At 54.4% G+C, this 26,459-nt stretch carries 32 protein-coding genes and 1 pseudogene; 17 read left to right on the top strand and 16 right to left on the bottom strand.

Features of this window, described 5'->3' with window-relative positions; genetic code table 11:
• Positions 1 to 37: 37 nt before the first annotated feature.
• The gene (locus OEZ10_11290; GenBank protein ID MDH5633565.1) at positions 38 to 535 is read right to left on the bottom strand and encodes a peroxiredoxin family protein; all 498 of its coding nucleotides are present in this window, start codon (positions 533 to 535) and stop codon (positions 38 to 40) included.
• 131 nt (positions 536 to 666) lie between these two features.
• Between OEZ10_11290 and OEZ10_11295 the strand changes: the two genes are divergently transcribed.
• Entirely contained in the window at positions 667 to 2,070 is a 1,404-nt protein-coding gene (locus tag OEZ10_11295; GenBank protein ID MDH5633566.1) for an aspartate ammonia-lyase, read from the top strand.
• A 127-nt stretch (positions 2,071 to 2,197) separates the two neighbouring features.
• Positions 2,198 to 3,895 (top strand): hypothetical protein, encoded by a 1,698-nt coding sequence (locus tag OEZ10_11300; GenBank protein ID MDH5633567.1) that lies wholly within the window; start codon positions 2,198 to 2,200, stop codon positions 3,893 to 3,895.
• Positions 3,896 to 4,012: 117 nt separating this feature from the next.
• Here OEZ10_11300 and OEZ10_11305 read toward each other — a convergent pair whose 3' ends face one another.
• Positions 4,013 to 4,420 carry a LysM peptidoglycan-binding domain-containing protein gene (locus OEZ10_11305; protein ID MDH5633568.1) on the bottom strand — a complete coding sequence of 136 codons (408 nt, stop codon included), beginning with the start codon at positions 4,418 to 4,420 and terminating at the stop codon, positions 4,013 to 4,015.
• 155 nt (positions 4,421 to 4,575) lie between these two features.
• Between OEZ10_11305 and arsC the strand changes: the two genes are divergently transcribed.
• The gene (arsC, locus tag OEZ10_11310) at positions 4,576 to 4,923 is read left to right on the top strand and encodes an arsenate reductase (glutaredoxin) (protein MDH5633569.1); all 348 of its coding nucleotides are present in this window, start codon (positions 4,576 to 4,578) and stop codon (positions 4,921 to 4,923) included.
• 10 nt (positions 4,924 to 4,933) lie between these two features.
• Complete coding sequence (wrbA, locus tag OEZ10_11315; protein ID MDH5633570.1) at positions 4,934 to 5,530, top strand: NAD(P)H:quinone oxidoreductase; 597 nt, start codon at positions 4,934 to 4,936, stop codon at positions 5,528 to 5,530.
• A gap of 5 nt (positions 5,531 to 5,535) precedes the next feature.
• Here wrbA and hda read toward each other — a convergent pair whose 3' ends face one another.
• Genes hda through OEZ10_11330 form a run of 3 tightly spaced genes read right to left on the bottom strand, consistent with a single transcriptional unit; the run spans position 5,536 to position 7,902 of the window.
• The gene (hda, locus tag OEZ10_11320; GenBank protein ID MDH5633571.1) at positions 5,536 to 6,243 is read right to left on the bottom strand and encodes a DnaA regulatory inactivator Hda; all 708 of its coding nucleotides are present in this window, start codon (positions 6,241 to 6,243) and stop codon (positions 5,536 to 5,538) included.
• A 19-nt stretch (positions 6,244 to 6,262) separates the two neighbouring features.
• Positions 6,263 to 7,294, bottom strand: coding sequence for an AI-2E family transporter (locus tag OEZ10_11325; protein MDH5633572.1), 1,032 nt, complete (start codon positions 7,292 to 7,294; stop codon positions 6,263 to 6,265).
• Positions 7,295 to 7,311: 17 nt separating this feature from the next.
• On the bottom strand, positions 7,312 to 7,902 hold the full coding sequence (locus OEZ10_11330) for a CDP-alcohol phosphatidyltransferase family protein (protein MDH5633573.1): 591 nt from the start codon (positions 7,900 to 7,902) through the stop codon (positions 7,312 to 7,314).
• 114 nt (positions 7,903 to 8,016) lie between these two features.
• On the opposite strand from OEZ10_11330, the gene purM reads away from it, so the two are divergent.
• The 5 genes from purM (at position 8,017) to OEZ10_11355 (ending at position 11,716) form a co-directional block, all read left to right on the top strand.
• Entirely contained in the window at positions 8,017 to 9,063 is a 1,047-nt protein-coding gene (gene purM, locus OEZ10_11335; GenBank protein ID MDH5633574.1) for a phosphoribosylformylglycinamidine cyclo-ligase, read from the top strand.
• Positions 9,063 to 9,728 (top strand): phosphoribosylglycinamide formyltransferase, encoded by a 666-nt coding sequence (gene purN, locus OEZ10_11340; GenBank protein MDH5633575.1) that lies wholly within the window; start codon positions 9,063 to 9,065, stop codon positions 9,726 to 9,728. Before purM ends, purN begins: the two co-directional genes overlap by 1 nt.
• Before the next feature lie 94 nt (positions 9,729 to 9,822).
• Positions 9,823 to 10,374, top strand: a complete 552-nt coding sequence (locus OEZ10_11345) for a sigma-70 family RNA polymerase sigma factor (GenBank protein MDH5633576.1) — start codon at positions 9,823 to 9,825, stop codon at positions 10,372 to 10,374.
• Positions 10,374 to 11,123, top strand: coding sequence for a hypothetical protein (locus tag OEZ10_11350; GenBank protein MDH5633577.1), 750 nt, complete (start codon positions 10,374 to 10,376; stop codon positions 11,121 to 11,123). Before OEZ10_11345 ends, OEZ10_11350 begins: the two co-directional genes overlap by 1 nt.
• Before the next feature lie 143 nt (positions 11,124 to 11,266).
• A complete protein-coding gene (locus OEZ10_11355; protein ID MDH5633578.1) occupies positions 11,267 to 11,716 on the top strand; it encodes a DsrE family protein in 450 nt (149 codons plus the stop codon).
• A 129-nt stretch (positions 11,717 to 11,845) separates the two neighbouring features.
• Here OEZ10_11355 and OEZ10_11360 read toward each other — a convergent pair whose 3' ends face one another.
• Positions 11,846 to 12,286 carry an NUDIX hydrolase gene (locus OEZ10_11360; GenBank protein MDH5633579.1) on the bottom strand — a complete coding sequence of 147 codons (441 nt, stop codon included), beginning with the start codon at positions 12,284 to 12,286 and terminating at the stop codon, positions 11,846 to 11,848.
• Between the two features lie 127 nt (positions 12,287 to 12,413).
• Here OEZ10_11360 and OEZ10_11365 point away from each other — a divergent pair, with 127 nt between their 5' ends.
• Positions 12,414 to 13,619 (top strand): fatty acid desaturase, encoded by a 1,206-nt coding sequence (locus OEZ10_11365; protein ID MDH5633580.1) that lies wholly within the window; start codon positions 12,414 to 12,416, stop codon positions 13,617 to 13,619.
• Here the strand turns inward: OEZ10_11365 and OEZ10_11370 are convergent.
• Positions 13,616 to 14,170, bottom strand: a complete 555-nt coding sequence (locus tag OEZ10_11370) for an HNH endonuclease (protein MDH5633581.1) — start codon at positions 14,168 to 14,170, stop codon at positions 13,616 to 13,618. The genes OEZ10_11365 and OEZ10_11370 overlap by 4 nt on opposite strands.
• Positions 14,171 to 14,354: 184 nt before the next feature.
• On the opposite strand from OEZ10_11370, the gene OEZ10_11375 reads away from it, so the two are divergent.
• Positions 14,355 to 14,921, top strand: coding sequence for a class II aldolase/adducin family protein (locus OEZ10_11375; GenBank protein ID MDH5633582.1), 567 nt, complete (start codon positions 14,355 to 14,357; stop codon positions 14,919 to 14,921).
• A gap of 215 nt (positions 14,922 to 15,136) precedes the next feature.
• Positions 15,137 to 15,322, top strand: a complete 186-nt coding sequence (locus OEZ10_11380; protein ID MDH5633583.1) for a hypothetical protein — start codon at positions 15,137 to 15,139, stop codon at positions 15,320 to 15,322.
• A gap of 896 nt (positions 15,323 to 16,218) precedes the next feature.
• Here the strand turns inward: OEZ10_11380 and OEZ10_11385 are convergent.
• From OEZ10_11385 to OEZ10_11405, 5 genes are all read right to left on the bottom strand, one after another.
• Positions 16,219 to 16,770: a hypothetical protein gene (locus OEZ10_11385; GenBank protein MDH5633584.1), complete on the bottom strand. Its 552-nt coding sequence runs from the start codon at positions 16,768 to 16,770 to the stop codon at positions 16,219 to 16,221.
• A gap of 219 nt (positions 16,771 to 16,989) precedes the next feature.
• The gene (gene rpmG / locus OEZ10_11390; GenBank protein MDH5633585.1) at positions 16,990 to 17,154 is read right to left on the bottom strand and encodes a 50S ribosomal protein L33; all 165 of its coding nucleotides are present in this window, start codon (positions 17,152 to 17,154) and stop codon (positions 16,990 to 16,992) included.
• An 11-nt stretch (positions 17,155 to 17,165) separates the two neighbouring features.
• Positions 17,166 to 17,402, bottom strand: a complete 237-nt coding sequence (gene rpmB / locus OEZ10_11395; protein MDH5633586.1) for a 50S ribosomal protein L28 — start codon at positions 17,400 to 17,402, stop codon at positions 17,166 to 17,168.
• A 124-nt stretch (positions 17,403 to 17,526) separates the two neighbouring features.
• On the bottom strand, positions 17,527 to 18,201 hold the full coding sequence (gene radC / locus OEZ10_11400) for a DNA repair protein RadC (protein ID MDH5633587.1): 675 nt from the start codon (positions 18,199 to 18,201) through the stop codon (positions 17,527 to 17,529).
• 125 nt (positions 18,202 to 18,326) lie between these two features.
• Positions 18,327 to 18,533: a hypothetical protein gene (locus OEZ10_11405; protein ID MDH5633588.1), complete on the bottom strand. Its 207-nt coding sequence runs from the start codon at positions 18,531 to 18,533 to the stop codon at positions 18,327 to 18,329.
• Between the two features lie 134 nt (positions 18,534 to 18,667).
• On the opposite strand from OEZ10_11405, the gene coaBC reads away from it, so the two are divergent.
• Genes coaBC through OEZ10_11430 form a run of 5 tightly spaced genes read left to right on the top strand, consistent with a single transcriptional unit; the run spans position 18,668 to position 23,435 of the window.
• The gene (gene coaBC / locus OEZ10_11410; protein MDH5633589.1) at positions 18,668 to 19,900 is read left to right on the top strand and encodes a bifunctional phosphopantothenoylcysteine decarboxylase/phosphopantothenate--cysteine ligase CoaBC; all 1,233 of its coding nucleotides are present in this window, start codon (positions 18,668 to 18,670) and stop codon (positions 19,898 to 19,900) included.
• The gene (gene dut, locus OEZ10_11415) at positions 19,851 to 20,309 is read left to right on the top strand and encodes a dUTP diphosphatase (GenBank protein MDH5633590.1); all 459 of its coding nucleotides are present in this window, start codon (positions 19,851 to 19,853) and stop codon (positions 20,307 to 20,309) included. The genes coaBC and dut overlap by 50 nt, the downstream gene beginning before the upstream one ends.
• Positions 20,310 to 20,361: 52 nt before the next feature.
• A complete protein-coding gene (locus OEZ10_11420; GenBank protein ID MDH5633591.1) occupies positions 20,362 to 21,741 on the top strand; it encodes a phosphomannomutase/phosphoglucomutase in 1,380 nt (459 codons plus the stop codon).
• 27 nt (positions 21,742 to 21,768) lie between these two features.
• Positions 21,769 to 22,245: a CopD family protein gene (locus tag OEZ10_11425; GenBank protein MDH5633592.1), complete on the top strand. Its 477-nt coding sequence runs from the start codon at positions 21,769 to 21,771 to the stop codon at positions 22,243 to 22,245.
• On the top strand, positions 22,242 to 23,435 hold the full coding sequence (locus OEZ10_11430) for a class I SAM-dependent rRNA methyltransferase (GenBank protein MDH5633593.1): 1,194 nt from the start codon (positions 22,242 to 22,244) through the stop codon (positions 23,433 to 23,435). The genes OEZ10_11425 and OEZ10_11430 overlap by 4 nt, the downstream gene beginning before the upstream one ends.
• Here OEZ10_11430 and OEZ10_11435 read toward each other — a convergent pair.
• The 4 genes and pseudogenes from OEZ10_11435 to OEZ10_11450 all read right to left on the bottom strand — a co-directional run bounded on the left by OEZ10_11435 (position 23,432) and on the right by OEZ10_11450 (position 26,459).
• Entirely contained in the window at positions 23,432 to 24,166 is a 735-nt protein-coding gene (locus OEZ10_11435) for a DUF2238 domain-containing protein (protein MDH5633594.1), read from the bottom strand. The two genes, OEZ10_11430 and OEZ10_11435, sit on opposite strands and share 4 nt — an antisense overlap.
• Positions 24,167 to 24,235: 69 nt before the next feature.
• Complete coding sequence (locus OEZ10_11440; GenBank protein MDH5633595.1) at positions 24,236 to 24,661, bottom strand: hypothetical protein; 426 nt, start codon at positions 24,659 to 24,661, stop codon at positions 24,236 to 24,238.
• A 146-nt stretch (positions 24,662 to 24,807) separates the two neighbouring features.
• A complete protein-coding gene (locus OEZ10_11445; GenBank protein MDH5633596.1) occupies positions 24,808 to 25,800 on the bottom strand; it encodes a hypothetical protein in 993 nt (330 codons plus the stop codon).
• Between the two features lie 462 nt (positions 25,801 to 26,262).
• A pseudogene (locus tag OEZ10_11450) lies at positions 26,263 to 26,459 on the bottom strand (DDE-type integrase/transposase/recombinase).

Here is a 26,459-nt window from a genome sequence, read left to right on the forward strand (position 1 = left end):
TCCAGCAAGCTGCACGAATATTCTGGCCAATTGCAACTCAGGAAGCCGGCTTTGCCGGTGACCTGGCAGCTTTCTGCGAATCAATAAATTCCCGAATTTCGTCACCGCTGATAGCGCCCACGCTGCGGGCAACCAGTTCGCCATCGGGTGAAAAAATATAGAAGGTTGGCGTACCAACAAACTTGCCACCGCCAAGTTTCATGATTTCTTCCTGGCGCGGTTCGATAATGACATTGGGAAATTCCAGCTCATGTTTCCTGATAAACCCCGCCGCCTTTTCCCTTCCGGCCAGGCCGTCAACCGAGATTCCCAGCACGCGCGCATCCCTGGTCTTGCTGTCCGAATGGAAAAATGTCATTTCATGAATTTCCTCGTTACAGACATGGCAGTCGTGCGCCCAAAGCACTGCCACCGTCCACTGGCCCTTGCCGATATATTCGTTCAGGTTGTGCTTGCCACCATTGGTATCGTGAACGAGCACGTCAGGTGCCGCAGCACCGGCGGTCAACGACAGCACCAACAATATGACTGTCAAAATATTCCGAAATTTTCCGCTTAACACCGGTTTATCCTCATGTAGTGACCAGATTGGGACGCAACAAGGGAAAGATGCATTCCCGTCGATATCTACCCTATAATGCGACCCAGCAATCGTTGGAGTACAAAATGACCGAAAAATTCCGTACCGAGAAAGACAGTCTCGGTGACTACCCGGTTCCGGACTCTGCGTGGTACGGCATCCAGACCGCTCGCGCAATCGACAATTTCCCCATTTCCGGGCGCAAACCGGATCGCGACTTCATCATCGCCCATGTTCGCATTAAATATGCCGCAGCGTCAGCAAACCGTGATTGCGGCTGGCTCGACGGCGGTCACGCCCAAGCCATAATGGATGCGGCGGAAAAAATCATTGCCGGCGAATACCTCGAGCAGTTCGTGGTCGACCGGTTCCAGGCAGGCGCCGGAACCAGCCACAACATGAACAGTAACGAAGTCATCGCCAACCTGGCCAATGTTGCGCTTGGTGGCAACAAGGGTGCTTACAGCCCTGTCAATCCCAACGATCACGTGAACATGGGTCAGAGTACCAATGACACAATCCCCACAGCCATACGGCTGGCGGCACTGGCCAAGTTGCCACGCTTGCTTGATGCCGTGCATGGTATGGCCAACGAATACGCGCGCATTGCCGAACGGGAAAAAGACACCATTAAATCCGGCCGTACGCATCTCCAGGATGCCGTGCCCACCACCGTCGGTCGTGCGTTTGGCGCCTACGCCTGGACCCTGCGACGCTGCGCGGACCGGATTGACGCGACACGGGACCCGCTTTGTGAAATCGGGCTCGGCGGCTCGGCGGCGGGAACGGCACTGAATACCGCGCCCGGCTACATTGAAGCTGTGGCAAAAGAACTGGCCAGGTTGACCGGTGAAGCCATTCGCCCCGCGACCGACCTGGCAGCTCAAATGCAGTCCATGACCGACATCCAGAACCTGTCCAATGCCATTCGCAGCCTGACACTGGAAGTCACGCGCATCAGCAACGACATGCGCCTGCTGGTATCCGGTCCACGCACCGGTATGGCCGAAGTGATTTTGCCTGCTGTTCAACCCGGCTCTTCGATTATGCCGGGAAAGGTGAACCCGGTGATGTGGGAAATGCTCAATCAGACCTGCTACCAGGTGCTGGGACAGGATGCCGCTATCAGCCAGATGGTGTCGGCTGGCCAGCTGGAGCTAAACGTAATGATGCCGGCAATGGGCTCTGCCCTGTTTGATGCCATGGACTGGATCACCAACGCCATTAATGCGGCCACGGAGAAGAATCTCAAGGAACTGCAAATTGATCGCCAACGCTGCCTGGATTACGCCCATTCCAGCGTCGGACTGGCAACACTGCTTAATACCGCAATCGGCTATGCCAAGGCTGCCGAAGTGGCCAAGGAATCCCAGAAAACCGGTCGCCCGGTCAGGGAATTGGTGGCCGAAACCGGCCTGATGACCCAGGAAGCTTTTGATCAACTGGTCGAGCAAGCTGCCCGGGAAGGCATCATCGAGAACCTGGGCTAAGAAGTGCATGTAAAAATCTCTTTTGTTCCCGGGGCCAAGTTTAGATAAGATGCGTTAACGTTATGAAAAATAAGAAAGTCTTGCTTTAGAAACGGCAAGCGAACACACCAACAGGAAAGAGGTCATCATGGAATTGTTTTTGTCGCTCCCCGAACCGGCCCCCAGTGCCGACACCCGCGACATACCGACCAACCCTGCCAAGATCAAAAAATGGCTGGAAAACTTGCCAATGCTCAACGCATCTGATGCCGGGCACGAGGTTCATAAAACCCTGATGATGATTAACCGGGTGGACATCGACCCGGATGACCGCCTGAAAATCATGGAGTTGTTCAGGGAGCCAGTCCGATTGATCACCGATAAGCTGCAGCGCTCCTATGCCGGTCTGCCCTTGCCGCTACCGGAAAAACACAGCCTCACGGCTGAGCAGGTCAGGCATTTTCATATTGAAATGGCGCATGGCTACAAGCATGTGATCCAGGATGCCTACAACAAGGCCAAAAGCAAACTTAGCGGCCGCCAGGCAGCTCGCCTCGCACTGCCAATACAGCGCGCCATTCGCTACCTGACTGCCACCTTAATGCATTCATACCAGTTTTATGCGCCGTACCCGACTGGCACCTGGAAGCAACTGCATTCACTTTATCATTTCTCTGAAGAAACGGGCATTATCGGCATGCCGGTTGATGACGCTTTCAACCAGGCAACATCGCACAGCAGTATTGATCATGTTTACAAGCAGGCATTACTGCTCGACCTTAGCGATCCCTATCACCTGCCGTCACGCATGATCATCAAGATCAATCACTATCTTGATCTGATGGCGCCCATGGCGCGACTAAGTCCGACGCCCGATAGCCAGATCGGCGAAAACTGCCAATTCCTGATCAATCTTGAGTCGGACCTGGCTGGTCTTGTATACATCGACGAAAACCAGAAACTTGATCCAGCTTCCACCCGCCTGTTAATTACGCTGGAACTGGCACGAGGAATCCACGCGCAACTTACCGCGTTGCAAGGAGGCAAACGACCAGCCGACCAGGGGCTGGGCGAGAATTTTTTCGACAACCTGGCCAGAGAAATGCTGGTAAGACTGATCAATTCCTGGGGTGTAAACCCGAAACGTGTGTTCCCGCGCAAGATGACAGCAGGTGCCCAAATTGAAGCAGCATTTGGCCTGGATGCGGCCGTACACTTTGTTAATGATGGCAAGCCCGTACGTACCAGTAGTGAATTCATGGGCCCATTCCAGCAACGCACGCGCATAGGCACACTCTACGCCATGCCTGACCGAACCCTTTCAGAAACAGGCAAGACCACCGACATAGATTCTGGCAAGACCCAGCAGCCCGGACCCTCATTTATCTGCAGCGCCTGGGACATACTGGATGAAAGCGCCGGCGGACTGGCTGCAGAAAAAGCCAGCAAAAGCCTGGCACAGGTTCGGGTTGGTGAATTAATGGTATTCAGGACCGTGGGAGAAAAGAGGCTCTATTCCATAGGAACGATTCGCTGGATGCGCAATACCGGTCCCGACAAGATGGAAGTCGGGATACAGCGATTGGCGCCCAGCGGTACAGCGGTCAAGATCAAGACCCTGGAAGCCCCGCGCGAGGAAAGCGAATTCATGCCCGCGATATTCCTGTCAGAAATACCGGCACTCAAGCAGGCAAAAACCCTGATAGCGCCGCGTGGAATTTTCCGGCCCGACAGGTTTATTTATATTGATGACGGCCAGTCATTTCGGCGGGCGGTTGCACACAAACTTGTAGAAGTAACTGGCTCTTATGAACGATTTACCTTCAGCCTTCCCGGGTTCGACTAGGCGCACTTCAGTTCACCCGGCCCCTGAAAAAACAAAGCCCCGGAATAAACCGGGGCTTTGTTTTTTTCAGGTTTTCCTGGAAACCTGCCCTGTTACACAGGGCAGGAGATCGTTCGATTACCTGCCAAGATAGGCCTTGTCCGAGGCTTCAGTCTGGCCCAGAGTCCAGGCACCGCGGGTCTTGGCATGGTTGACCGCCGCATCGATGTCCGCTGCAGAAGCATTACGATCAATAGTCAATACCTGGCCCGGTTTGATCAGATCCGCATCTTCAATCTGGTCAGCATTGGCCTTGTAAATCAACGGCCACTGGTATGGATTTCCGTAAATTCGACCTTGACCGGAAATACCCCAAAGGTGATCGCCGCTTACCACGGTATAGCTATCATTGGCATTCGCTGCCGGTGCTGCCGGTTCTTCAGCGGGTTTGGCTTGCTCGACTTCCGCAGGCGGCTGCTCCTCGGTTGAAGCACACCCGGCCATCAGAAATACGGCGACTCCCAATCCTAACCATTTTTTATTCATATTCAGTCCTGCCTTCTCAAGTACTTTTGTGGGTCAAATTCGATTTTTATGCTGGTTCCACGCTAACATCCGGGCTTTGGCGCTGTCAAGGTACCGCGGTGATGACGCTGGATTTGTCCGCGCCGCTCGTACAGATAAATTACACCGGAGGTCGAATGTCAATAAAGATCTATCACAACCCGCGTTGCAGCAAATCTCGCAAGGCACTTGAACTGCTCGAACAGCAGGGACTGAATCCGGAAATCGTAAAATATCTGGATACACCGCCCGATGAAAATGAACTCAGGAACATTATCAGGCAACTGGGTGTAGCCGCCCGCGACTTGCTGCGGAAGGGTGAAGAGGAATTCAAACTTGCCGGCCTATCAGACGAAAATCTTGATGATGATACAGTGATCAAGGCTATGCTGGCGTTCCCGAAACTGATTGAGCGACCCATTGTCATTCATGGCAACAAGGCCATTATTGGCCGACCACCCGAAAAAGTACTCGATATAATCTAGGCGCGCCGCAATGGAAATTCTTGTTCTGTACTATAGTCGTCATGGCGCAACCAAGGCCATGGCAAGACAAATCGCTCGCGGCGTGGAATCCATACCAGGGGTGACAACTTGCCTGCGCACGGTTTCCGAAATTCGGTCAAATAACCAGGGTGTGCCGGAAATCCTGGATGACGACATTGCCCTGGTAGAACTGTCGGATCTTGAACGCTGTGGCGGCCTGGTTCTCGGGTCACCGGCACGCTTTGGAAACATGGCGGCGCCACTCAAATTCTTTCTGGAATCCACAACACCGCTATGGTTATCTGCCGCATTGTCCGGAAAACCTGCGGCCGTGTTTACCTCGAGTGGCAGCTTGCACGGTGGCCAGGAAAGCACCTTGTTATCAATGATGATCCCGCTGTTTCATCACGGCATGATCCTGGCCGGGCTGCCCTATTCAGAACCCGGTTTAAATGAAACACAGTCTGGCGGCACTCCCTATGGTGCCAGCCATGTTGCCGGTCTCGAGAATGAAAAGCCATTTACCGAGATAGAAAAAAACCTGTGCCGGGCATTGGGAAAACGCGTGGCGCAACTGGCACTGAAACTGGCAGATAAGGATAAATGAACCCGTTATTCAAGCGTTCGGAGAAACGGGATCGTCACGCGTCGCCGGTGGGTCATTGAGGCAATATCAATGCGCTCAACCAGCTCAAACAGCGCGTGCATATCACGAGGGTAACGGTTCAAAACATATTGCACCACGTCTTCGTCCAGGTGTAATCCACGATTCTCGGCGCGCCGTTGCAGTGCTTCCCGCTTGCCGGCATCGGCCAATGGCTTGAGATGATATCCCAGGAACCAGCCGGCTAATCTTGTTTTCAAATCGGGCAAATCGATTGAGAGTTCATTTGCCGGCTTGTCCGCAGCCATTGCCAGCGCGCAGCCACTGTTCCGGGCGAGCTCACATAATACAAACAACGCCTGCTCCCAATGCGGAACACCCGCAACCGCCTCGATATCATCGATACAGATCACATCCAGCTGCTCGAGCCCGTCAAGCACATTGGTTGCCGAATCAGTGGCACGCATTTCCTCACTATCCAGCGACAGATACATAACCGACAGCCCCATTTCAAGAGCGCGGTGACACAGTGCCTCCAGCAAATGTGATTTGCCGGTCCCGGGGCTTCCGGATAACCAGATCATGCGATGACGGTTACCGGGGTCCGGTAACGATTCCAGCGCAAAACAAGCTTCGCTGTTATCACCAACCACATAATTCAGGAAGCTGGCGCTATCGCGCAGATACAAATCAAGGGGAAGCTGTTGTTTGACCATCGGCAAATACAAAAAGCGATCAGCTCGCACGAACCTCAAAATGGTTTATGAAAACCACCAGTACCGCTGCTACCGGCAAAGCCAGCAATACACCAACAAACCCGAAAAGCTGGCCTCCTGCCATAATGGCAAAGATCACGGCGACGGGATGCAGGCCAACCTGGTCACCAACCAGTTTCGGTGTCAGGACAAAACTTTCCAGTACCTGGCCAACCATGAAAACCGCCAGTACAGCCAGCAGCATGGCCAAAGACTGGAATTCCATCAGCGCCGCCACGCCGGCAGCCAGCATACCTATAATAAAACCCAGGTACGGGACAAAGCTGACTGCGCCGGCCAGCATGGCGACCGGCAAAGCCATGCCCAGCCCGACTATGGACAGTCCCACGGCATAAATAACCGTGAGTGCAGCCATTACCGACAATTGGCCGCGCATAAAGGCTGCCAGCACCGCATCCGCCTCCCGGATAAACAGCAACCATTGGCCGGCCCTGGACTCAGGAATTCTGGATCGAATCGCAGCCATCAATTTATGCCAGTCACGCATCAAGTAGAAGGCAATCAACGGAATTAACACCAGGTTTCCTATCAACTCCACTACCGCCATGCCGGATCGTGACAGTCGTGACGCCATCTTTCCAAGCAAGCCACCGATATCGCGCCAATGACTGATCAGGGCTGCTTTGATTTCGGCGACATTGAATCCGTCAGTGGCTAGACCAAAATTTTGCTGCAGCCAAGGCAGGATCACCGCCTGGAACCAGTCGAGGTAGCGTGGCAGCGCCCGGGCAAACGCCAGTAGTTGCTTCTGCATCGCCGGAATCAGGATCAGGGTCACGACCAGCAACAGCAAGGTCAGCACAACAAATATCAGGCTCACGGCCATGGTACGGGACAGCTTCCATCTGACCAGTCGTTCTACCAGTGGATTACTGACATAAGCAATCACAAAAGCAGCGGCAAACGGGGTCAGCACCGGCGCCAGGAGGTACACCAGCACACCGATCCCGACCACCAATGCCGTTGTCCACAGCGATTTCGAGGAGTTCATTGGCAGTCTTTGTCCTTTTAGGCCTTGTTGTCAGGATCCGGACCCAATGGCGTGATTTCCTTTTTGATCAGCCAGAGCCATATATAATGAATACCACTTGCCAGCGTTGTCAGCAAAACAACAAAAATCAATGGCTCGTTGGCCCAGGCGCCGGGCACGTGGAAAGCCTGCTGAACCAGGATAACCAGCACCAGGAGTATCTGGGTGACAGTATTGAACTTACTGAGCCAGCTCGGTTCCATGCGTACCGGGCCCAGCACCGACGTTACCAGAATATAGCCGCCAACAATCAAAACATCCCGGAATGCTACGGCCATCATCAGCCAGAACGGGATATCCCCCAGGATCGTGAGCATGACATAGGTGCTTACCAGCAACATTTTGTCAGCCAGCGGATCCAGTACCGAGCCCAGATGGCTCACAAGGTTGAACCGCTTGGCGATGTACCCGTCCAGGCCATCAGAGATGCCTGCCAGCAGGAAAATCATCAGCGCAGCCTCGTAGTTGCCTTCCTTGAGCACAACGATCAACACCGGCACAAGGAACAACCGGGAAAGCGTAATGGCGTTGGGCAGATTCCTGAGATTCATGGTTGTCTGTCGTTTCATCCTGAATATAGCCACTCGCCCTGACGCTAGGGAAGGCCGGTCTGGAAGTCAAGTTGCGTCAATACCGCGTTCGACCTAACATCCGGCCTTCACCACCACATGATGGACGCATTCATGAGCCAGTCGGACAACAAGACTTCCCTCACCTATCGCGATGCCGGTGTCGATATTGATGCCGGCGATGCCCTGGTCGAGGCCATCAAACCCATTGCCAAATCCACGCAGCGGCCGGAAGTCCTCGGTGGCCTGGGCGGTTTCGGCGCCCTGTTTGCCATCCCTACCGACCGCTACAAAGAACCGGTGCTGGTTTCAGGCACCGATGGCGTCGGCACCAAGTTAAAACTGGCCATTGAAACCGGAATTCACCACACCATTGGCATCGATCTCGTTGCCATGTGCGCCAATGATATCGTTGTCCAGGGTGCTGAACCCCTGTTTTTCCTGGATTACCTGGCCACGGGCAAGCTGGAACCAGAAACCGCAACAAGGGTCATCGAAGGGATAGGGGAAGGCTGCAGGCAGGCGGGAGCCGCCCTGATTGGCGGTGAAACAGCGGAAATGCCGGGAATGTACACGGGTGATGACTATGATGTTGCCGGGTTCTGCGTCGGCATCGCTGAGCGCAGCCAGGTCATTGACGGGACGAAAGTGGCGGTCGGCGACGTGTTACTAGGTCTTGCCTCCACCGGGCCGCACTCTAATGGATATTCCCTGGTTCGTCGTGTCCTGGAGCATTCAGGCACCAACCTGGGTGACAGCTTCGGCGACTCCAGCTTTGGCGAGGTGCTGCTGACACCGACCCGAATTTACGTCAAGGCGGTTCTTGAGCTGATGAAACAAACAACTATTCACGCTATCGCCCATATCACTGGCGGTGGCCTGCCGGGCAATATTCCCCGGGTGCTGCCGGACAACACACGCGCCGTCATTGACGTCAGCAGCTGGACCCGCCCGGCCATATTCGACTGGCTGCAGGAAACCGGCAATATCGCCGACGAGGAAATGTATCGCACCTTTAATTGTGGCATTGGCATGGTCATCGCCATATCGGCTGATGATGCTGACCAGGCACTGGCAACACTTCGCAAGGCCGGGGAAACGCCGGTCGTGATTGGCCATATCGAAGCCGCCGATGGGTCGCCCGAGGTGCATATCAAATAATGGCGGATGCCGATAACCACTCGGGCAAAACCCGCATTGTCATCCTGATATCCGGCCGCGGATCCAACCTGCAGGCCATTATCGAGCAAATGGGGTCCGGAGATCTGCCGGTCGACGTCGCCCGTGTAATTAGCAATCGTCCTGACGCACCCGGATTGGCACTGGCAACAGCGTCGGGGTTGCCGACAACAACTTTGGCTCACCGGAACTTTCCTGACCGTCCAAGTTTCGAGCAGGCCTTGATCACGGAAATCGACGCACAAAATCCGGATCTCGTCGTACTGGCGGGATTTATGCGCGTGCTATCGCCGGAATTTGTCCGGCACTACAGCAATCGAATGATCAATATACACCCGTCTCTGCTGCCCAGTTTTCCGGGCTTGAATACCCACTCCCGGGCTCTGGAGTCGGGCGCCTCCAGGCACGGTTGTACCGTACATTTTGTCACCCCTGAGGTGGACGCCGGCCCTATTATCATTCAGGCCTCGGTTCCCATTGAACCGGGTGATAACGCGGAAACCCTGGCCGCCCGGGTGTTGAACGAGGAGCACCGCATTTTCCCGTTGGCGATAAAGTGGTTTGCCGAACACCGGCTTGCTATCAAAAATGGCAGGGTTTTCCTTGACGGCTGCCAACATTCCGACCAAGGTTTGATAACTGACTAAAAATTTAACAAATTAGCTTGATTGCCACCCGGGTCAGCGGAATATTTTTCGCCCCGACCACGTCTAAAAACTGACCAAATAGAAGGATAGTAACGTGCTAGATTTCTTTTGCCAGTCGCGCGAATCGCGAAAAAAACTTGAGCGGGATCGCCTGCGCCTTTATCGCATAGCCTACTCCTGGTGTCACAACCCGGCATTAGCTGACGACCTGGTCCAGGAAACGCTTGCCAAGGCAATGCAAAAATCCAGCCAGCTGCGCGACCCCAAGGCCGGAGACGCATGGCTGTTCACTATTATGTCCAATTGCTACAAGGATTATTTCCGCAGGCTCCGGGAAACGGAAGATGTCGACAATCTCGATTTGCTTCATGACGATACCCCGGAACGTGCCAGCACGGAACGGGAAACCATTTCCACGGTAAGGGATGCCATAGCCAGCCTGGCAGAAAGCCAGCGCCAAGTGGTCACCCTGGTGGATCTTGAAGGATTCAGTTACACCGAAGTCGCAACAATACTAGAAATACCTGTCGGTACGGTAATGAGCCGGCTGTGTCGGGCAAGAAAAGCTCTGCGCGAGCACTTGCTGCCCACATTAGGGCGCGAATACAGCAACGAAACCGTTGACCGAATTAGGAGAGTCAAATAATGAGCAACCAGAACAATCATTTTTCAAATGAACTTATTCACGCCTTCATCGATGATCAGTTAACCATCGAAGAGCGCGCCGAGATGTACAAGAGCATTAATAGCGATCAGGATCTGAACCGCCAGGTTTGTGAACTACGCAAGATTCGGGATCTGGTTCAGCTGAGCTATTCCGATATTCCGCCGCCCCCCGGGATGCGGAACACTACTCCGACAAGGAAGACCGGCTGGCGCTTCCCGGTTGGCAGCAGTATCGCAGCCGGTATCGCACTACTGGTTGGCATTGCCATAGGCGGTAATATGCCGGGAAATGAATCGGCCGCCACGAGTACTACGCTTGCATCAAAACAGGTAGCGGCCAACGGAATATCACAACAGGCTTCACAAAAGGTCCTGTTTCATCTGAACAGCGGCAAAAAGGAAGACATGAAGGAGGCGCTCGATGAGGTAGAGCAACTGCTGAAGCACTACGCAGCTACCGGCGTTCAGGCGCAACTAGAATTTGTGACTAACGGTGAAGCCATTACCTTGCTGAATAAAGATACATCGCCTTTTGTCGATCGCGTGAAAAATATGCTGGCCAGCTACGACAATATTCGGTTTGTTGCCTGCCAAAATTCAATCGATCAACATACGAACCCGACGACCATGGCAAAATTACGCCTGATTCCAGGTACTGTCGTCATTGATTCCGGCGTTGCCCAGATCATGCGTCGGCAGCATCAGGGTTGGGCTTATATAAGGGCCTGACCTTTCTTGATTTTCTGCATAAATAAAACCAGAACTACATGAAATAAAAACAGGGCTCACAGCGTCTAAACCAAAGTAAGGGATATACACATATTACTACAGAGCTTTTAACCACTACTACTTTTGAGTATAGGAGCAATGAAATGAAGAAGCTGATTGGCATGATAGTCGCGGCAGCAGTTGTGCTGGGCGCAGGGGTTAGCCAGGCAATCGCCGGTGATAACGGTTATGGCAAGCAGAAAGTTGTCTACCACGTTAACTATGACAACCCGAAGCGCCAACTGGGCGCAATGCGCAACATCAAGAACCATCTGAATGCAGTGGGCGACGAAAATATTGACCTGCGTGTTGTCATGCACGGCAAGGGATTCACCCTGCTGAAGACTGCCAACACCGACATGAAATTCCAGTCCCAGGTTATCGACCTGAAGAGTCGCGGTGTGAAGTTCCAGCTTTGTGCCAACACCATCAAGGGCAAGAAGATCGACGTGAAAAATGACCTGTTCGAAGTTGACCAGAAAGACATCGTTCCAAGTGGCGTTGCTGAAATCGCTCACCTGGAAGCCCAGGGTTTCTCCTACGTCAAACCGTAAGAAACGCGGGAACAGAACACAGAAAGAGTACACCCTCGAAGCACAGGCACACTGTGTTTCCTCCTCAGCCCACGCATATCCATGCGTGGGTTTTTTTATCTGCGGAAAGATTCTTGGACTGAACCGCGCCTAGTCAGCCTGAATCAGCTGCAGTTGTCGGTACCTGTAGTCTCGATATCGCTCAAGCATCAGAGCATGATCAAATGCCAGGGGCTCTGGTGGCGCCTGGCCTGGATCCAGCAGGATGATTTCACCTGCATCATCAGCGGCGGCCGGCTCGCCTGTCGCCGTCGCAACAAAGGTCACCGAGACCGTGTGGCCACGCTGATCACGGGAGGGGTCTGAAAACACGCCAACAATGCCCAGCAAATTTACCGTCAAACTGGTTTCTTCTGCGGCTTCACGAATGGCGGCCTCGGCCACCGTTTCGCCACGGTCCACAAACCCGCCCGGGAACGCCAGCCCTGGTGGCGAATATTTCCGGCGAATCAAAACAATCGGGTGGCCGGGTCGATCGACCAGCTCGATGATAATATCAACTGTCAACAGCGGTGTTTGCCGAGTTGCCATCTGGTTACCCCTGTAAATTCACCAACAATTCACACTTCTCCCCGGCCTGCTCCCGGGAAATGGTTTAAACTCTGTTTGCGAGCAGATTTCCGTTCACCATCAAGAGAACCCGGAGACACTGTAAACCATGGCCCATGGACTTGTTGAATTGCCCTGGTGGGGCTACCTTATCACCTTGCTGGTAATGACTCATATCACCATAGCGGGTGTAACCATCTATCTCCATCGACACCAGGCCCATCGCGCCCTGGGTCTTCATCCGCTGATCAGCCATTTCTTCCGCTTCTGGCTGTGGCTTACCACGGCCATTGTCACAAGGGAATGGGCCGCCATTCATCGCAAACATCACGCAAAATGCGAGACAGTCGATGACCCTCACAGCCCGAAAATACTTGGTATCCGGAAAGTTCTGTGGGACGGCATTTCGCTTTACCGCAGCGAACAAAAGAATGAAGAAACCATCAGGCGCTACGGTCATGGCACCCCGGATGACTGGATTGAGCATCACCTGTATACCCGCTATCGCGATGCCGGCATTGTAATCATGCTGATCATTAATTTATTGATGTTCGGGCCAATCGGGCTGAGCATCTGGGCAATACAAATGGCCTGGATACCGTTTTTTGCCGCGGGCGTCATTAACGGGCTTGGCCATCATGGCGGGTACAGAAACTTCGAATCGCCCGATGCGTCTACCAACCTGTTACCCCTCGGTCTCCTGATCGGCGGTGAAGAGCTGCACAACAATCACCACGCGTTTCCGGCGTCCGCCAAACTCTCCGTCAAGTGGTGGGAATTCGATATCGGCTGGATGTATATCTGCCTGCTGAAACTGGCGGGACTTGCTTCAATCAAACGGACAGTTCCGAAACCGCGATTTGATTTTGCAAAAACAGTCATTGATTCTGAAACCGCCAAGGCCATCATAACCAATCGTTTCCAGATCATGGCCCGCTTCGCCAAAGAGGTTTTGCGGCATGTGCACAAGGAAGAATTGCAAAAGGCTGACCGAAACGATCGCAAGACATGGCTTTCACTGAAGCACGCGCGCAAATTGATGACGCGCGAACAAAGCCTCCTGGACGAACGCAGTCGCGCAATACTGAGGCAAGCCCTCGAGCAATATCATAACCTGCGCACGGTCTATACGATGAAACAAAAACTCCAGCATATCTGGGACCGGTCGGCGACCACGCAGGAACATCTCATGCAGGCGATAGAAGACTGGTGCAAACAGGCGGAAGCTACAAGAATCGCTGTGCTGGGTGAATTTGCCGCCCGACTACGTGCTTGCACCATGGGGCCCGTGCAGAAGCAACCTTCAGCCTGCTAGATCATTTGCCTGATTCGATCATGCAACGGGCTGGTCCGGGGGAAATGTGCCAACAGGAATTCCATCTGATCTGCCAGCACGCGCTTTCCCTGCAAGTAGACATACTCTGCGTGTGTTGGCACAAACGGAACTGCCAATAACTCCATTCCTGCCTGTTCGGGTGTACGACCAGCCTTGTGATTATTGCAGCGTTTGCATGCAGTAATAACATTGCTCCAGCGGTCCACGCCACCCTTGCTCAGCGGAATAATATGGTCTCTCGACAACTCGCGATCCTGAAAACGACTACCGCAATACATGCAAATATACCCGTCCCGGGCAAACAGCGTGGAATTATTCAGAGGGGGCGTGTAGTGATGTCGCGATTTCAACCATGAGTTTTGCTGCCCATTGGTTGCTATAATTGAATTCACCGAGATAACGCTGCGTTTCCCGGTAACGGCATTGTATCCGCCGTGCACCGTATACAGAATCGCGCCGAAGGCGTAAGCCATTTGCCCTGAGTAACAGATTCTCACCGCTTCCTGATAATCAATCCAGCCAAGAGGCATGCCGGCGGCATCAGTCCTTAAAACCTGTTGATTAAGTTCAGGCACAGCTTGATCCTCACCCGTAGCACAGGAGTATACAAGTGCACCATTTATCCCATAAATTCATAATCTTGTACAGGCACAAAAAACTTGCCCCTGAATCCGATATCACCTAGCATGATTGTTTTCACAGCCTGAACCTGCAATGACGTGTCTTGACGAACTCATCCAATTTTATCGCCTGCTCTGCAAGCATCGGCTTAACGACTCTCATAGCGGTAATGCCTCGATTTCCGATGCCCATGGTATGTGGATTACGCCGACAGGCGCCTGCGCTGAAACCGTAACAAAAAGCGACCTGGTTTACTGTCCGCATAACCAGTCCATTCCGGATAATGCTTCCCGGGACTCCATGCTGCATCGCGCCATCTACTCAACGCGGCCAGACGCCAGGGTTGTATTGCATGCTCATCCTTCACATGCTCTCGCGTTGACACTTAACGGCCTGGATTTCACACCTGAAGATTTTGAAGGCAACCTCTATTTCGGCACCGTGCCTGTCGTGAGCATCAACTATGACACCTGGTTTTCGGATTCAGCGGAAAAAATCAGCAAGGCCCTGCTCGACAACAATATTGTGATAGCACGCGGACATGGCGTTTACAGCTGCAGTGATTCCATGGAACAGGCGTTCAAATGGATAAGCTCGCTGGAATCCAGCGCACACATTGCCGCAATCGAACAGGCATTGACAAAAAACCCTGACGGCTGATACGGACCCGGAACCCGATTACCCGTCACGGACGGGGCCCTGCATCATTCTCCAGGATTACCCCACCGGGCTGCCGGGCCGGTACTGCTGCTCGCCAACTCCGGGCGGGAAGGCCTGAATATCAAGAACCTGGCGAAGGACGGCAATACCACCTGCTCAACTATTTCACTAGCGAGACGTTTGAGCACGGATCCGGCAGTGAACAGGACTTTCTGATGAAAGTCACACTCCTTCCCGGCATGACAGCGGCCATGGCGAAATCCATAACAGGAGGTCCAACTGCATCCCGAATGCTGGACGGTTTTGAGCAACACCACAGCTTTACCGGAAACCATGTGCGTAACCGGCCAAGCTATCAGCCACATCCATTGTTTCGGGCACTTCAGCTGGCACAGGTATAGCGAACATTCGCCGGTCCCGAAATCGAAAAACTTTCTCTTCTTGCCACGCGTTTGCTGGTACAGGACAACCAGGCAGAAGAGGCGATCCGGATTTTTACCCGAACCGGGCGATAGGATTTGTTTGTTCCGCTGGTGTGTGCGCATGCCAAAATTTTTGCTAACCCAGGGTCGTAGCCAAATCTTGCTTTCATGGATCAGGCAAGCGCCTGCGGATCTCGTTTTCCGGAATCCGTGACTGCTCTACCGGCAGGCTGCTGCAACATTCCCCTTTAGCCTGATAGGCGCGTTCGCTGCTGATTCAATCTCACGAGTTAATTCGTGAATACGCGAACGCGAATGGTATTTATTTGTCCCGGGGCACCGATATCAGTATCAACACTGTCGGCAATATCTATATGACCCGGGATACCTGCTGCGGACCCCCGGTTATAGCTTATGAAGTAGCAGTAGAAAAATTCAGTCCGGCCGTAACCCTGCTGGTCACTACTCAGCCAATCTTAAACAGCACCAGTCCGCGCCAGACCACAATCATTGCGCCCGCCAACAATATAGATCAATCAAACTGTTTTCGAACCGGGAACAAGAATACGGGCACGACCGCAAATACCATGTTAAGCAACACATGGCCAGCACCCGCGTACACCCGGAGTTCACTGAACAAGCGCCACCATTGTCCGGAGGCCACAGCCGATCGATCAAATTGCAGAACGGACAAGGCATATGGCGAAACAAGCTGAAGCACCAGCATGATTACGACAAGCGCGGCAACAAACTGCAATGACTGGTTGTGTATTGCGAATTTCGTGATCCGGGTATTATCACTGATATGTTTCTGCAGACAAGAAAAAACCGGTCACGATGGGCCGGTTTTATTTCCTCGACAATATAAAATTGTCTCAGGGGCGATACATGATATTCAGCGAAACCGACTCAACATCGTCACGGTCTGTGTAGGTCAAACGTGCACCGATATTCTTGTGGAACCAGTAGCCCACACCGACGCCACCAAAGCGACCGCGTGCGCCCTGATCGCCCTGGCCGTAACCCAGGCGCAGCATCAGGTCCAGGTTCTTGACCGGAGAATAATCGATAACCGCAGCCGCCCAGTTCGACCGGATTTCCAGATCAGGATAAACAGGAATGCCTGCGATAAAGACCGTGTTTTCGAAGGTGCCGCTATTGAAGATACCTGCTTCTACCATCAGCTTGAACTGATCAAAACCCATTCCCAGATCATAACCGGCAAACACTTCGTACCCGAGGGCTTCGTCTTCCCAGATATCAAACGGATTTTCTTTCAAGCGGTTTTGGCTGGGACCGGCGCCAAAATACAGTCGACTGGCGCTAAAAGCATCCGGTTTGACATCGACATTGGACTTGTTTGCGGCCATGGCAGAGCCTGCAGCCAGCAGGCCGCCCATTGCCAGAAACATCATTACCTTCTTCATGTGAGTGCTCCCTAGTAATACATTTATCGGAATAGTACAGAATAGTTACCTTACCGTGTGATTGTGTATATGAAATTAGTTTATAGCCAGCCCGTTTGCAACCTCCCCTCCGGCCGTAAACGACTTTTATCGGCTATAAAACAAGCATAAAACAGGCACGAAAAAACCCGGCAAGTGCCGGGCTTTCAGTACAACCAAAACGATGCCAAAAGGTTCGTCTTATTTGATCTTGGCTTCCTTGTACATCACGTGCTTGCGTACCCGGGGATCGAATTTCTTCACTTCCATCTTTTCAGGGTGCTGACGCTTGTTCTTGGTGGTGGTGTAAAAGTGACCGGTACCGGCACTGGAAACCAACTTGATCTTTTCGCGAATCGCTGCCATGTCAGTTCTCCTTAAACCTTCTCGCCACGGGCGCGCATGTCTTTCAACACGACGTCAATACCGACCTTGTCAATGGTACGCAGGCCCTGCTGCGATACACGCAGACGCACCCAGCGCTTTTCGCTTTCCACCCACAGGCGACGGTAATGCAGGTTCGGCAGGAACCGGCGACGGGTTTTATTGTTGGCATGGGAAACGTTATTGCCGCTCATGGGGCTTTTCCCTGTTACCTGGCAAACCTTGGACATGATTGTCTCCAAAATCCAGCGGAATTAGTTCAAAAGTGGGCGGCTTTATACCAGAATCCCCGGGCGCTGGCTAGCCCCGGTGACGCCATTTTTACCGATTCCGCCCGAAACCGCCCGGCCCGGGTCAAATCAGGCCGCGCTCAGCAAAGGAAACGATCTCGCCATCGCCGATGACAAAGTGGTCCAGTACCCGCACATCCACATGGCTCAGTACGTCAGCCAGTCGGCGCGTCAGGCTCTCATCGGCCCGGCTGGGCTCAGCTACCCCCGACGGGTGGTTGTGCACCAGGATCACGGCACCGGCGTTGTGGGCCAGGGCCCGCCGCAGCACCTCGCGCGGGTATACCGACGCCCCGTTCAGCGTCCCCTGGAACAGTTCCTCGAATGCCAACACCCGGTTTCGGTTATCCAGGAACAATACGCAGAATACTTCCTGGAGCCGATCCCGGAGATGGGCCAAAAGCCACTCCCGGGTCTGCTCAGGCGAGGTCAGGGTCTCGCCACGCATCACCCGCTCACCCAGGTGGCGCCGGCTCATTTCCAGCGATGCCTGCAGCTGGGCGAACTTGGCGTTGCCCATACCCGGAAAGGCGCAGAATTCGGACTGGTTTGCTGCCAGCAAGCCACGCAGGCCACCGTACTCGACCAGCAACTCCCGCGCCAGGTCCAGCGCGGTTTTGCCAGGCAACCCGGTTCTCAGGAATATCGCCAGTAACTCGGCATCAGACAGGGCCGCAGGCCCCTTGGATAACAATTTTTCGCGCGGCCGCTCTTCGGCCGGCCAATCGGTAATTGCCATAACACCTCCCTGTTCCCGGCACGCATGGCGACGTGCTCATTTCTGACAGCAGGACATCCTTGCCCCGGCCCTTATACTACATCAACAAAAACCCGCAGCGACACACCGCCGCTGCCGGAATCCGCTCAGAGTTTTTTCCAGTTGCGAATGAAATAACCCACGAGCAGGCATAGCGCGCCCACGGTCGCCCACGCCTGGTTCACATCCGCGTAATAGATAACACCGCTGCCCGCCTTGAAGGCCAACAGGTTGTAGCTCGCCAAACCGGCGCCAATCGTGGTGAAGAAAACGTAGGCCAGCTTGCCGCCAACCTTGTTCAGATCAATATTCATTAGGTTCCTCGTTACAGTGGGTGCAAATAGCGAGATTATAGATTCAAAAACCGGGCTGTCTATCGCGCGCCTACCCTGGATCAAACCACCCGAAAAAGGTGCCGCGCCAAGCCACATAACGTACACTTCCGGCCATGAATCGATTGCTTGGTAAACAAATCCTGGTGGGCGTAACCGGCGGCATCGCCGCCTACAAGGCCGCCGAACTGGTGCGCAACCTGAAGAAGGCCGGCGCCGAGGTGCGCGTCATCATGACCCGTGGCGCGCAGGAGTTTGTCACCGATCTCACTTTCCAGGCCCTGTCCGGCCATCCCGTGTATCGTGACCTGCTGAATACCGAGGCCGAAGCCGGCATGGGTCATATTGAGCTGGCACGTTGGGCCGATGCCTTGCTGGTCGCACCGGCCACGGCTGATTTTATTGCCCGCCTCCACGCCGGTCGTGCCGATGACCTGCTGACAACCGTGGCGCTGGCCACCGAGGCGCCGGTCGCGGTGGCCCCGGCCATGAACCGGGTTATGTGGTCCAACCCGGCCACCCGGGACAATATCGCCGCACTCAAACAAAAAGGCATACATGTCTGGGGACCGGCGGCAGGCGAACAGGCCTGCGGCGAAGTGGGCGAAGGTCGCATGCTTGAACCGGCCGAACTGGCTGACCACCTTGACCGCCTGTTTGCCACCGGCAGTCTCTCCGGCCGCCATGTGGTCATTACAGCAGGTCCCACCTGGGAGGCGCTCGACCCGGTTCGTGGACTGAGCAATCGCAGCTCCGGCAAAATGGGTTATGCCATTGCCCAGGCAGCGCTGGAAGCCGGGGCGTCAGTGACCTTGATCTCCGGACCGGTCGCACTCAAGGCGCCGGGCCGCGCCCGGCTGGTCGAGGTTGAAAGTGCCCGCGATATGCACCAGGCAGTCATGACCCATATTAATGATGCAGACATTTTCATCGGTGTCGCCGCGGTGGCGGACTACCGCCCGGAGACCGTGGCGGACAACAAGATCAAGAAGCATGCCGACGAATTTACGATCAAGCTGGTCAAAAACCCCGATATTCTTGCCGATGTAGCCGCGCTGGCAGATCGGCCTTACACCGTGGGTTTTGCAGCCGAGACCACAAACGTGGAAAATCACGCCCGCGAAAAGCTCGAGCGTAAACACATAGACCTCATCGCCGCCAACCGTGTCGGCAACGGCGAGGGATTTGGGACAGATGATAACCGGTTGACGTTGATTGATCGTGACGGCATCGTCGAGCTGCCGCAGCAATCCAAGGCACAACTGGCACGACAACTTATAAACCACATCACTGTTAAATATCATGCACAAAGTACAACTGAAGATTCTCGACAAACGCATCGGCAATGAATTTCCCATGCCCAGCTATGCCACCGATGGCTCCGCCGGCATCGACCTGCGCGCCTGCGTGGATGAGCATGTTCATGTCGACCCGGGTGATACCCACCTGATCCCGACCGGCATTGCCATTCACATGGCCGACCCCGGCATGGCAGCAGTACTGTTGCCACGCTCCGGCCTCGGCCACAAGCACGGCATCGTCCTGGGCAACCTGGTCGGCCTCATTGATTCCGATTACCAGGGCCAGGTGTTTGTCTCGGTATGGAATCGCGGCAGTGAACATTTCAGCATTGAACCCGGTGATCGTATTTGCCAAATGGTGTTCGTGCCGGTCATCCAGGCCGAATTCCATGTTGTTGATGAATTCGATGAAAGCGATCGCGGTGACGGCGGCTTTGGCCACACCGGGAAAAAATAATTCCAGTCAAACATTGCCGTGATACGGCGATCACTCCAGGCAGCAAGGCAGTATGAACAAGCAGGTACCGGCCGAAATTTTCAAGGCCTATGATATTCGCGGCATAGTCGGCAAGACACTCGACAAGGACATTGCCTACCAGATCGGTCGCGCCTTCGGCAGCGAAGCCATTGAAGCGGGCATGAAGGTGGTGGTTATCGGTCGTGATGGCCGCATCTCCGGGCCTGACATGGCCGAAGCACTGACCGGCGGACTCATGGACAGCGGTTGCCGGGTCATGGACATTGGCATGGTGCCAACACCGGTGTTGTATTTCGCCACGCACCACCTGGGCACACAAACCGGCATCAGCATTACCGGCAGCCACAACCCTACCGACTACAACGGCTTCAAGATGGTCATTGCCGGTGAAACCCTGGCGCAGGAACGCATCCAGCTGCTGCGTCAACGCATCGAGAACCAGGATTTCACCAGCGGCAAGGGCATGTTACTGCAGGCCGACGTTCGCGATGCCTACCTGGATCGCATACTGGGTGACATCAAGCTGGCACGGCCGCTGTCCATAGCGGTGGACTGTGGCAATGGCGTTGCCGGTGAATGGGCGCCGATCCTGTTTGAAAAACTGGGTTGCGACATTACCCGGCTGTACTGCGATGTCGATGGCACCTTTCCCAATCATCATCCCGATCCAAGCCAGGCCAGGAACCTTGAAGATGTTATCTCTATCGTCAAGCAGGCCAACCTGGATCTCGGCCTGGCATTTGACGGCGACGGTGATCGTGTCGGCGTCGTCACCAGGAACGGTGACATCATCTGGCCCGACCGTATCATGCAACTGTTTGCCCAGGACGTACTGTCCCGCAATCCCGGTGGCGAAATCATTTACGATGTTAAATGTTCACGCAAGTTGCACGAGGCCATCGAAAAATCCGGCGGCAAGGCAACCATGTGGAAGACCGGTCATTCACTGATCAAGGCCAAGCTCAAGGAAACCGGCGCCCTGCTCGCCGGTGAAATGAGCGGTCATATCTTCTTCAAGGAACGCTGGTACGGCTTCGATGACGCCATGTACGCAGCGGCACGACTCCTGGAAATCCTGTCGCAACAGGATCGGCCACCTGCCGAGGTATTCGCGGCACTGCCGGATACCGTTAACACACCCGAACTGCAAATCGCTTTTGAAGAAGGTGAACATCACAAGGCCATTGAAGAACTGGTGGCGGCTGCAGATTTCAGTGACGCGCGTGTCAGCACTATCGATGGCTTGCGCGTGGATTTTGAAGACGGCTTTGGTCTCGTGCGCGCATCCAATACCACGCCGGTATGGGTGCTGCGATTCGAGGCTGACAACGATGCAGCACTGGCGCGCATACAGGAACGCTTCAGCAGGCTGATCAAGCAAATCCGGCCGGAAGCCAGGTTGCCGTACTAGGTTTATCTTTTACACAGGGGAAGCGTCATGTCCTTTCTGCTCATGCTCCATGTACTCGCCGCCGTCATCTGGGTAGGCGGAATGTTTTTCGCGCACCAGGTTACGCGCCCGGCAGCGCTGGTACTGGAACCGCCACTGCGGCTGACCTTGTGGGCCAACCAGTTCTCGCGGTTCTTTCCCATTGTCTGGGCCTGCGTGATTATCCTGCCGGCGACCGGCTACGTGGTCATCTTCAATAACTTCGGCGGCTTTGCCAATGCCACGCTGTACATTCACTTCATGCACATTGTCGGCTGGCTGATGATCGCGGTTTTCCTGCATGTCTTCTTTGCGCCGTACAAGCGCCTGCGCCAGGCGGTGGCAAACCAGGACTGGCCGGAAGGCGGCAAGCAACTGGCGACCATTCGCAAGCTCATTGGCCTTAATATCATTCTCGGCCTGGCCGTCATCGCCGTGGCATCTGCCGGCACCTCGGGCGCCATGTGGCTGAACCGGGTCCTGTGAGTAACGCCACCCTCAAGCTGAAGAAGCGTGAAGACCGGCGATTGCGCGCCGGTCACGGCTGGATATTCAGCAACGAAATTGATACCAAGGTCACGCCGCTCAAGGGCCTGGTAGCCGGTGAATCCGTCAACATCGTCAGCGACAGCGGCCAGTTGCTCGGCAGCGCCTACGTCAACCCGGCGTCATTGATATGCGCACGCATGATCAGTCGCCACGCCAACAAGACACTGGATCGCGCCCTGCTTCAGGAACGCATCCAGCGTGCCCACGGTTTGCGTGATCAGCTGTATGCCACCGGTCACTACCGGCTGGTTTATGGCGACAGCGATTTCCTGCCGGGACTCGTGATCGATCGCTTTGATGACGTACTGGTTGTGCAGAGCTCTACTGCCGGTATCGATGTTGTCATGGATGACGTCAAGGATGTTTTGACAGAACTGTTCGACCCGGAAGCGATTATCCTGCGCAACGACAGTGGCGCCCGCGACCTGGAAAACCTTGAACGTTACACCCGTGTCATACACGGCGACATGCCGGACAAGCTCAGGATAGAAGAAAACGGCCTGCGCTTTGAAGTCCCGACCACCGACAGCCAGAAGACCGGCTGGTTTTATGATCAACAGGACAACCGTCGTCGGCTGAATCGATACGTTGCCGGCAAGAGCGTGCTCGATGTCTTCAGCTACGCCGGTGGCTGGGGCATACATGCCGCCCACTATGGCGCCCGGGATGTTGCCTGTGTTGATGCGTCCGAAGCCGCGCTGGAATCGGTCAAGCGCAACGCCGAGCTCAACAGCCTCGACAGTTTTGTTCGAACCATCAAAGGTGATGCCTTTGAAGTGCTCAAGCATCTGAAAGAAAGCGGCGAGATGTTTGATGTGGTCATTCTTGATCCGCCCGCCTTCATCAAGCGCAAGAAGGACATGGACTCCGGCAGTATTGCCTACGAACGTCTGAACAAGGCCGGCCTGCAACTGGTCAACGATGGCGGCGTGCTGATCTCGTGCTCGTGCTCGCATCACATGAGCGCTGACAACCTGCAACGCGCCATTCTGAAAGCGGCGCAAAAGAGCCGGCATCAGCTGCAGATACTGGAAACCGGTGAACAAGGCCCCGATCACCCGGTACACCCCGCCATCGCTGAAACCCGCTACCTGAAGGCGTTTTATTGCCGGGTGCTGAATACCTAGTCTTTATCCGACTGCGATTCACGGATGAGTCGCTTGATCTCCACTTCACCCAGCGGCTGCTTCCATTTTACCTTCAGGCTTTCGCACCACTCGGTGGCAAAGTCAGGCTGTATTTTGATATTGATGCCCAGGGTAATGAGCATGACTATTAACGCACCACAGCTGGCGAGCAACATGTCCTTGTGCGCATCCCAGATGTCGCCTTGCGTGCCCAGGTAAGCTACACCCAGGTCACCACCAAACAGCTCTGCCGCGCCCCATTCAAACAGTTCAAACATCATCGATGACGCCATGACAAGATCCAGCGGAAAGAAATACGCCCAGAAACCCCTGGCGTCGGCAATACGGCAATACACCTCGCGTACCGGGTAGGCCAGCAACAAGCCGTAGAGAAAATGCACCAGCCGGTCGAAGTGATTGCGCTGCCAACCCATGGCTTCATTGAGACTGAAGCCAAACGCAGACTGAAGAAAGGCGTCATACGGCACCATGGCATAGGTGTAATGCGCGCCCACTTCGTGCAAACACAGGAACAGGAATATCAGCGTGTAGGAAATGCGCGACAAGGGAAAACCTTTTCTTGTCGCAACCAGTGCCACAACGAATATCAGCACCAGCAGGTTTTCCAGCGCCCAGTCCTTGCGATCATAAGGACCGAATGCCAGCAATATAAACTCAAGCGCAAACAGGCTGGTGAGTATTTTAAGGTAATGCCTGCGCCACAAAATCATGGGCTTCTCCCGATACCATGGTTTGCGTTGCCAAGCACCCCGTGCCCGGAGGCCAATTGGCCAAACCTGTCAGACCCAAGACAACCAGGCGCCAAGCCCGGTAATCACAACGGAAACCGGCAGCAGTAAAGCCAACAGCTTGAGCAACCGCATTTGTGCGCTTGCCAGATTTGTACCCGGAACCGATTCCGATTCTGCTTCAAGTGCGCGACGAGCCGGCGGAATCAACGCTACCAGCAGGTTACCGATGAGCATGGCGAGCGGCACCGCACCGATTATTGGCCCCATGGTGGCCATAACGACACCCGCCCCGATGCCATTTTTTAATGTCTGCCCCGGGTGTTGCGCCATGTGCAACGATTCCGCCGCAAACATACCGCTGATCCAGATTGCGCCCAGCAGGAAAACAATGACCGGGATCAGTAACAGGTTCCAGGCATTTTTTCGGCGCTTTGCCCGCGCCCTTGCCTCTTTAATCAACTTCATCACATTCATGACGCATTCACCTTAAACGACACACATCATTCCGCCCTGGACAAGGCAACTATCGCTGCGCCTCAACAAAACCGGGCTAAATCGTGTGCTGCTATCCTGCATTCGGGCACGATTTGACTCGTCGATTCAGTCCTCAAATCAACTCACTAAACGCCCGGCACCTTGCCCTGCACATAGGCCGGGAGCCATTGATACACAACACGGCGTGCCTGGCCCCAGAAGCCGGAAAGCATCAGCAACGACGAACCAATAATAACGCCGACATAGGCAAAGCTGTCCCCGGCCAGGCCGTACATCTCGAACAGCTGGGTTAATGCATACAGAACATAGATCAGCGATGACACCATAAAGGCGCGCCTGTCTATCACCAACGAGACGACAGAAAGCAGAACATACAGCACGACAACGATAACAATCGCCGACACGCCCTGGTTGCCCTTGAGGATACCGAGGTTGGTGAAAATCGGGTGAACGATTAACGGCGCAGCGGCGAGGTGTAACCAGAACGCGACGTCGGATTTGCGGGTAACGCGTTCAACGTCAGCAGAATCCCAGTACATCGCCACGTAAAACACGCCCAGGCCGGCCAGGAATGTGAGCAGGTTGATATGCACCTTGAGCGCCGGAAACACTGACAACATCGCCGCCACCAGGAACACAATCGCCGCCGCCGTCCCGGCCGCGACAGTTATCGGCACCTTGAACCGCTTCCAGTGCAGCCACGTTGCCACCGACGACACCAGCCCGGCAAGCATGATTGCAGGCTCGGACGGTATAACGAATAACGACAACACCAGGGAAAATGTTCCGCCGGCATAGGACACCAGCAAAACGATAGCCGGTAACGCCATGTTCCGCCTGAGCACAAAAAACTCCGCCAGGCCCCACGACAAGGCAACAACCAGCAGCATCGATATCGTCTGGCTCAGACCGTGCGTGACCCAGGCCGTTGAAAAGATCAATAATGCACACGCCACCACGACAAAGATGTCGCTAAAGCTGTTAACAAGCCGGATGTTCTCTTCATCCGCTGGCCGCACATCCGCCTTCGATGCCATAAATGACCGGAACTGTGTTACCGAATCTTGTGTAAAGATTCCCTCTTTTACCGCACCTTCCAGATCTTCGTCCGTGTACATGTTTCCTCTCAGTTTGAGTAGTGCCGGGATTTCCCGGCCAGATCGCAATGCTTGGCAACCCCGGTACACACTTTACCCGGCCCCGGAAGTTTCGAATTGCGCCATTATCCGGTTTGCCGGGTATATCACAACCCTGGCAAGACGCGCACACCTTCGTGGCGCTTGGAATCGCATTAACGACTGAATCGAAACGCCTTATTCGCCATGATGGCAAACAGCTTCCAGGTTGTGGCCATTAATATCGATGACAAACGCACCATAATAATTGGCGTGATACTGCGCCCTGATCCCGGGCTCGCCATTATCGGTCGCCCCCGCCGCAATCGCCGCAGCTTTAGCGCCATGCCGCCTAGAGATACTGTTTTGCCCGGGAAATGGGCCCTCTAAGTTAGAAAATGAGCCTGAATAAACTAAATTGTTTTTCTTTATCAATGCATTAGACAGGTCCGACCCTGGTTGCCTCCTGTTATATCGTTCTACATAGGCATTCTGTTGCGGGTTACCTGGCTGTATAAACTCGAGTTCAATACCCTTCCTGTCTGACCAGTGTTTCAGTGCGTGACTGATGAACTCCGGGCCGTTATCGCAACGTAACCGGTTCGGCTTCCCTCGCCACTCAATGATGTGGTCCAGTACCCGTATTACGCGGGGTGCGGGCA

Source organism: Gammaproteobacteria bacterium, from assembly GCA_029880545.1.
GTDB lineage: Bacteria > Pseudomonadota > Gammaproteobacteria > Acidiferrobacterales > SZUA-150 > JAOUOD01.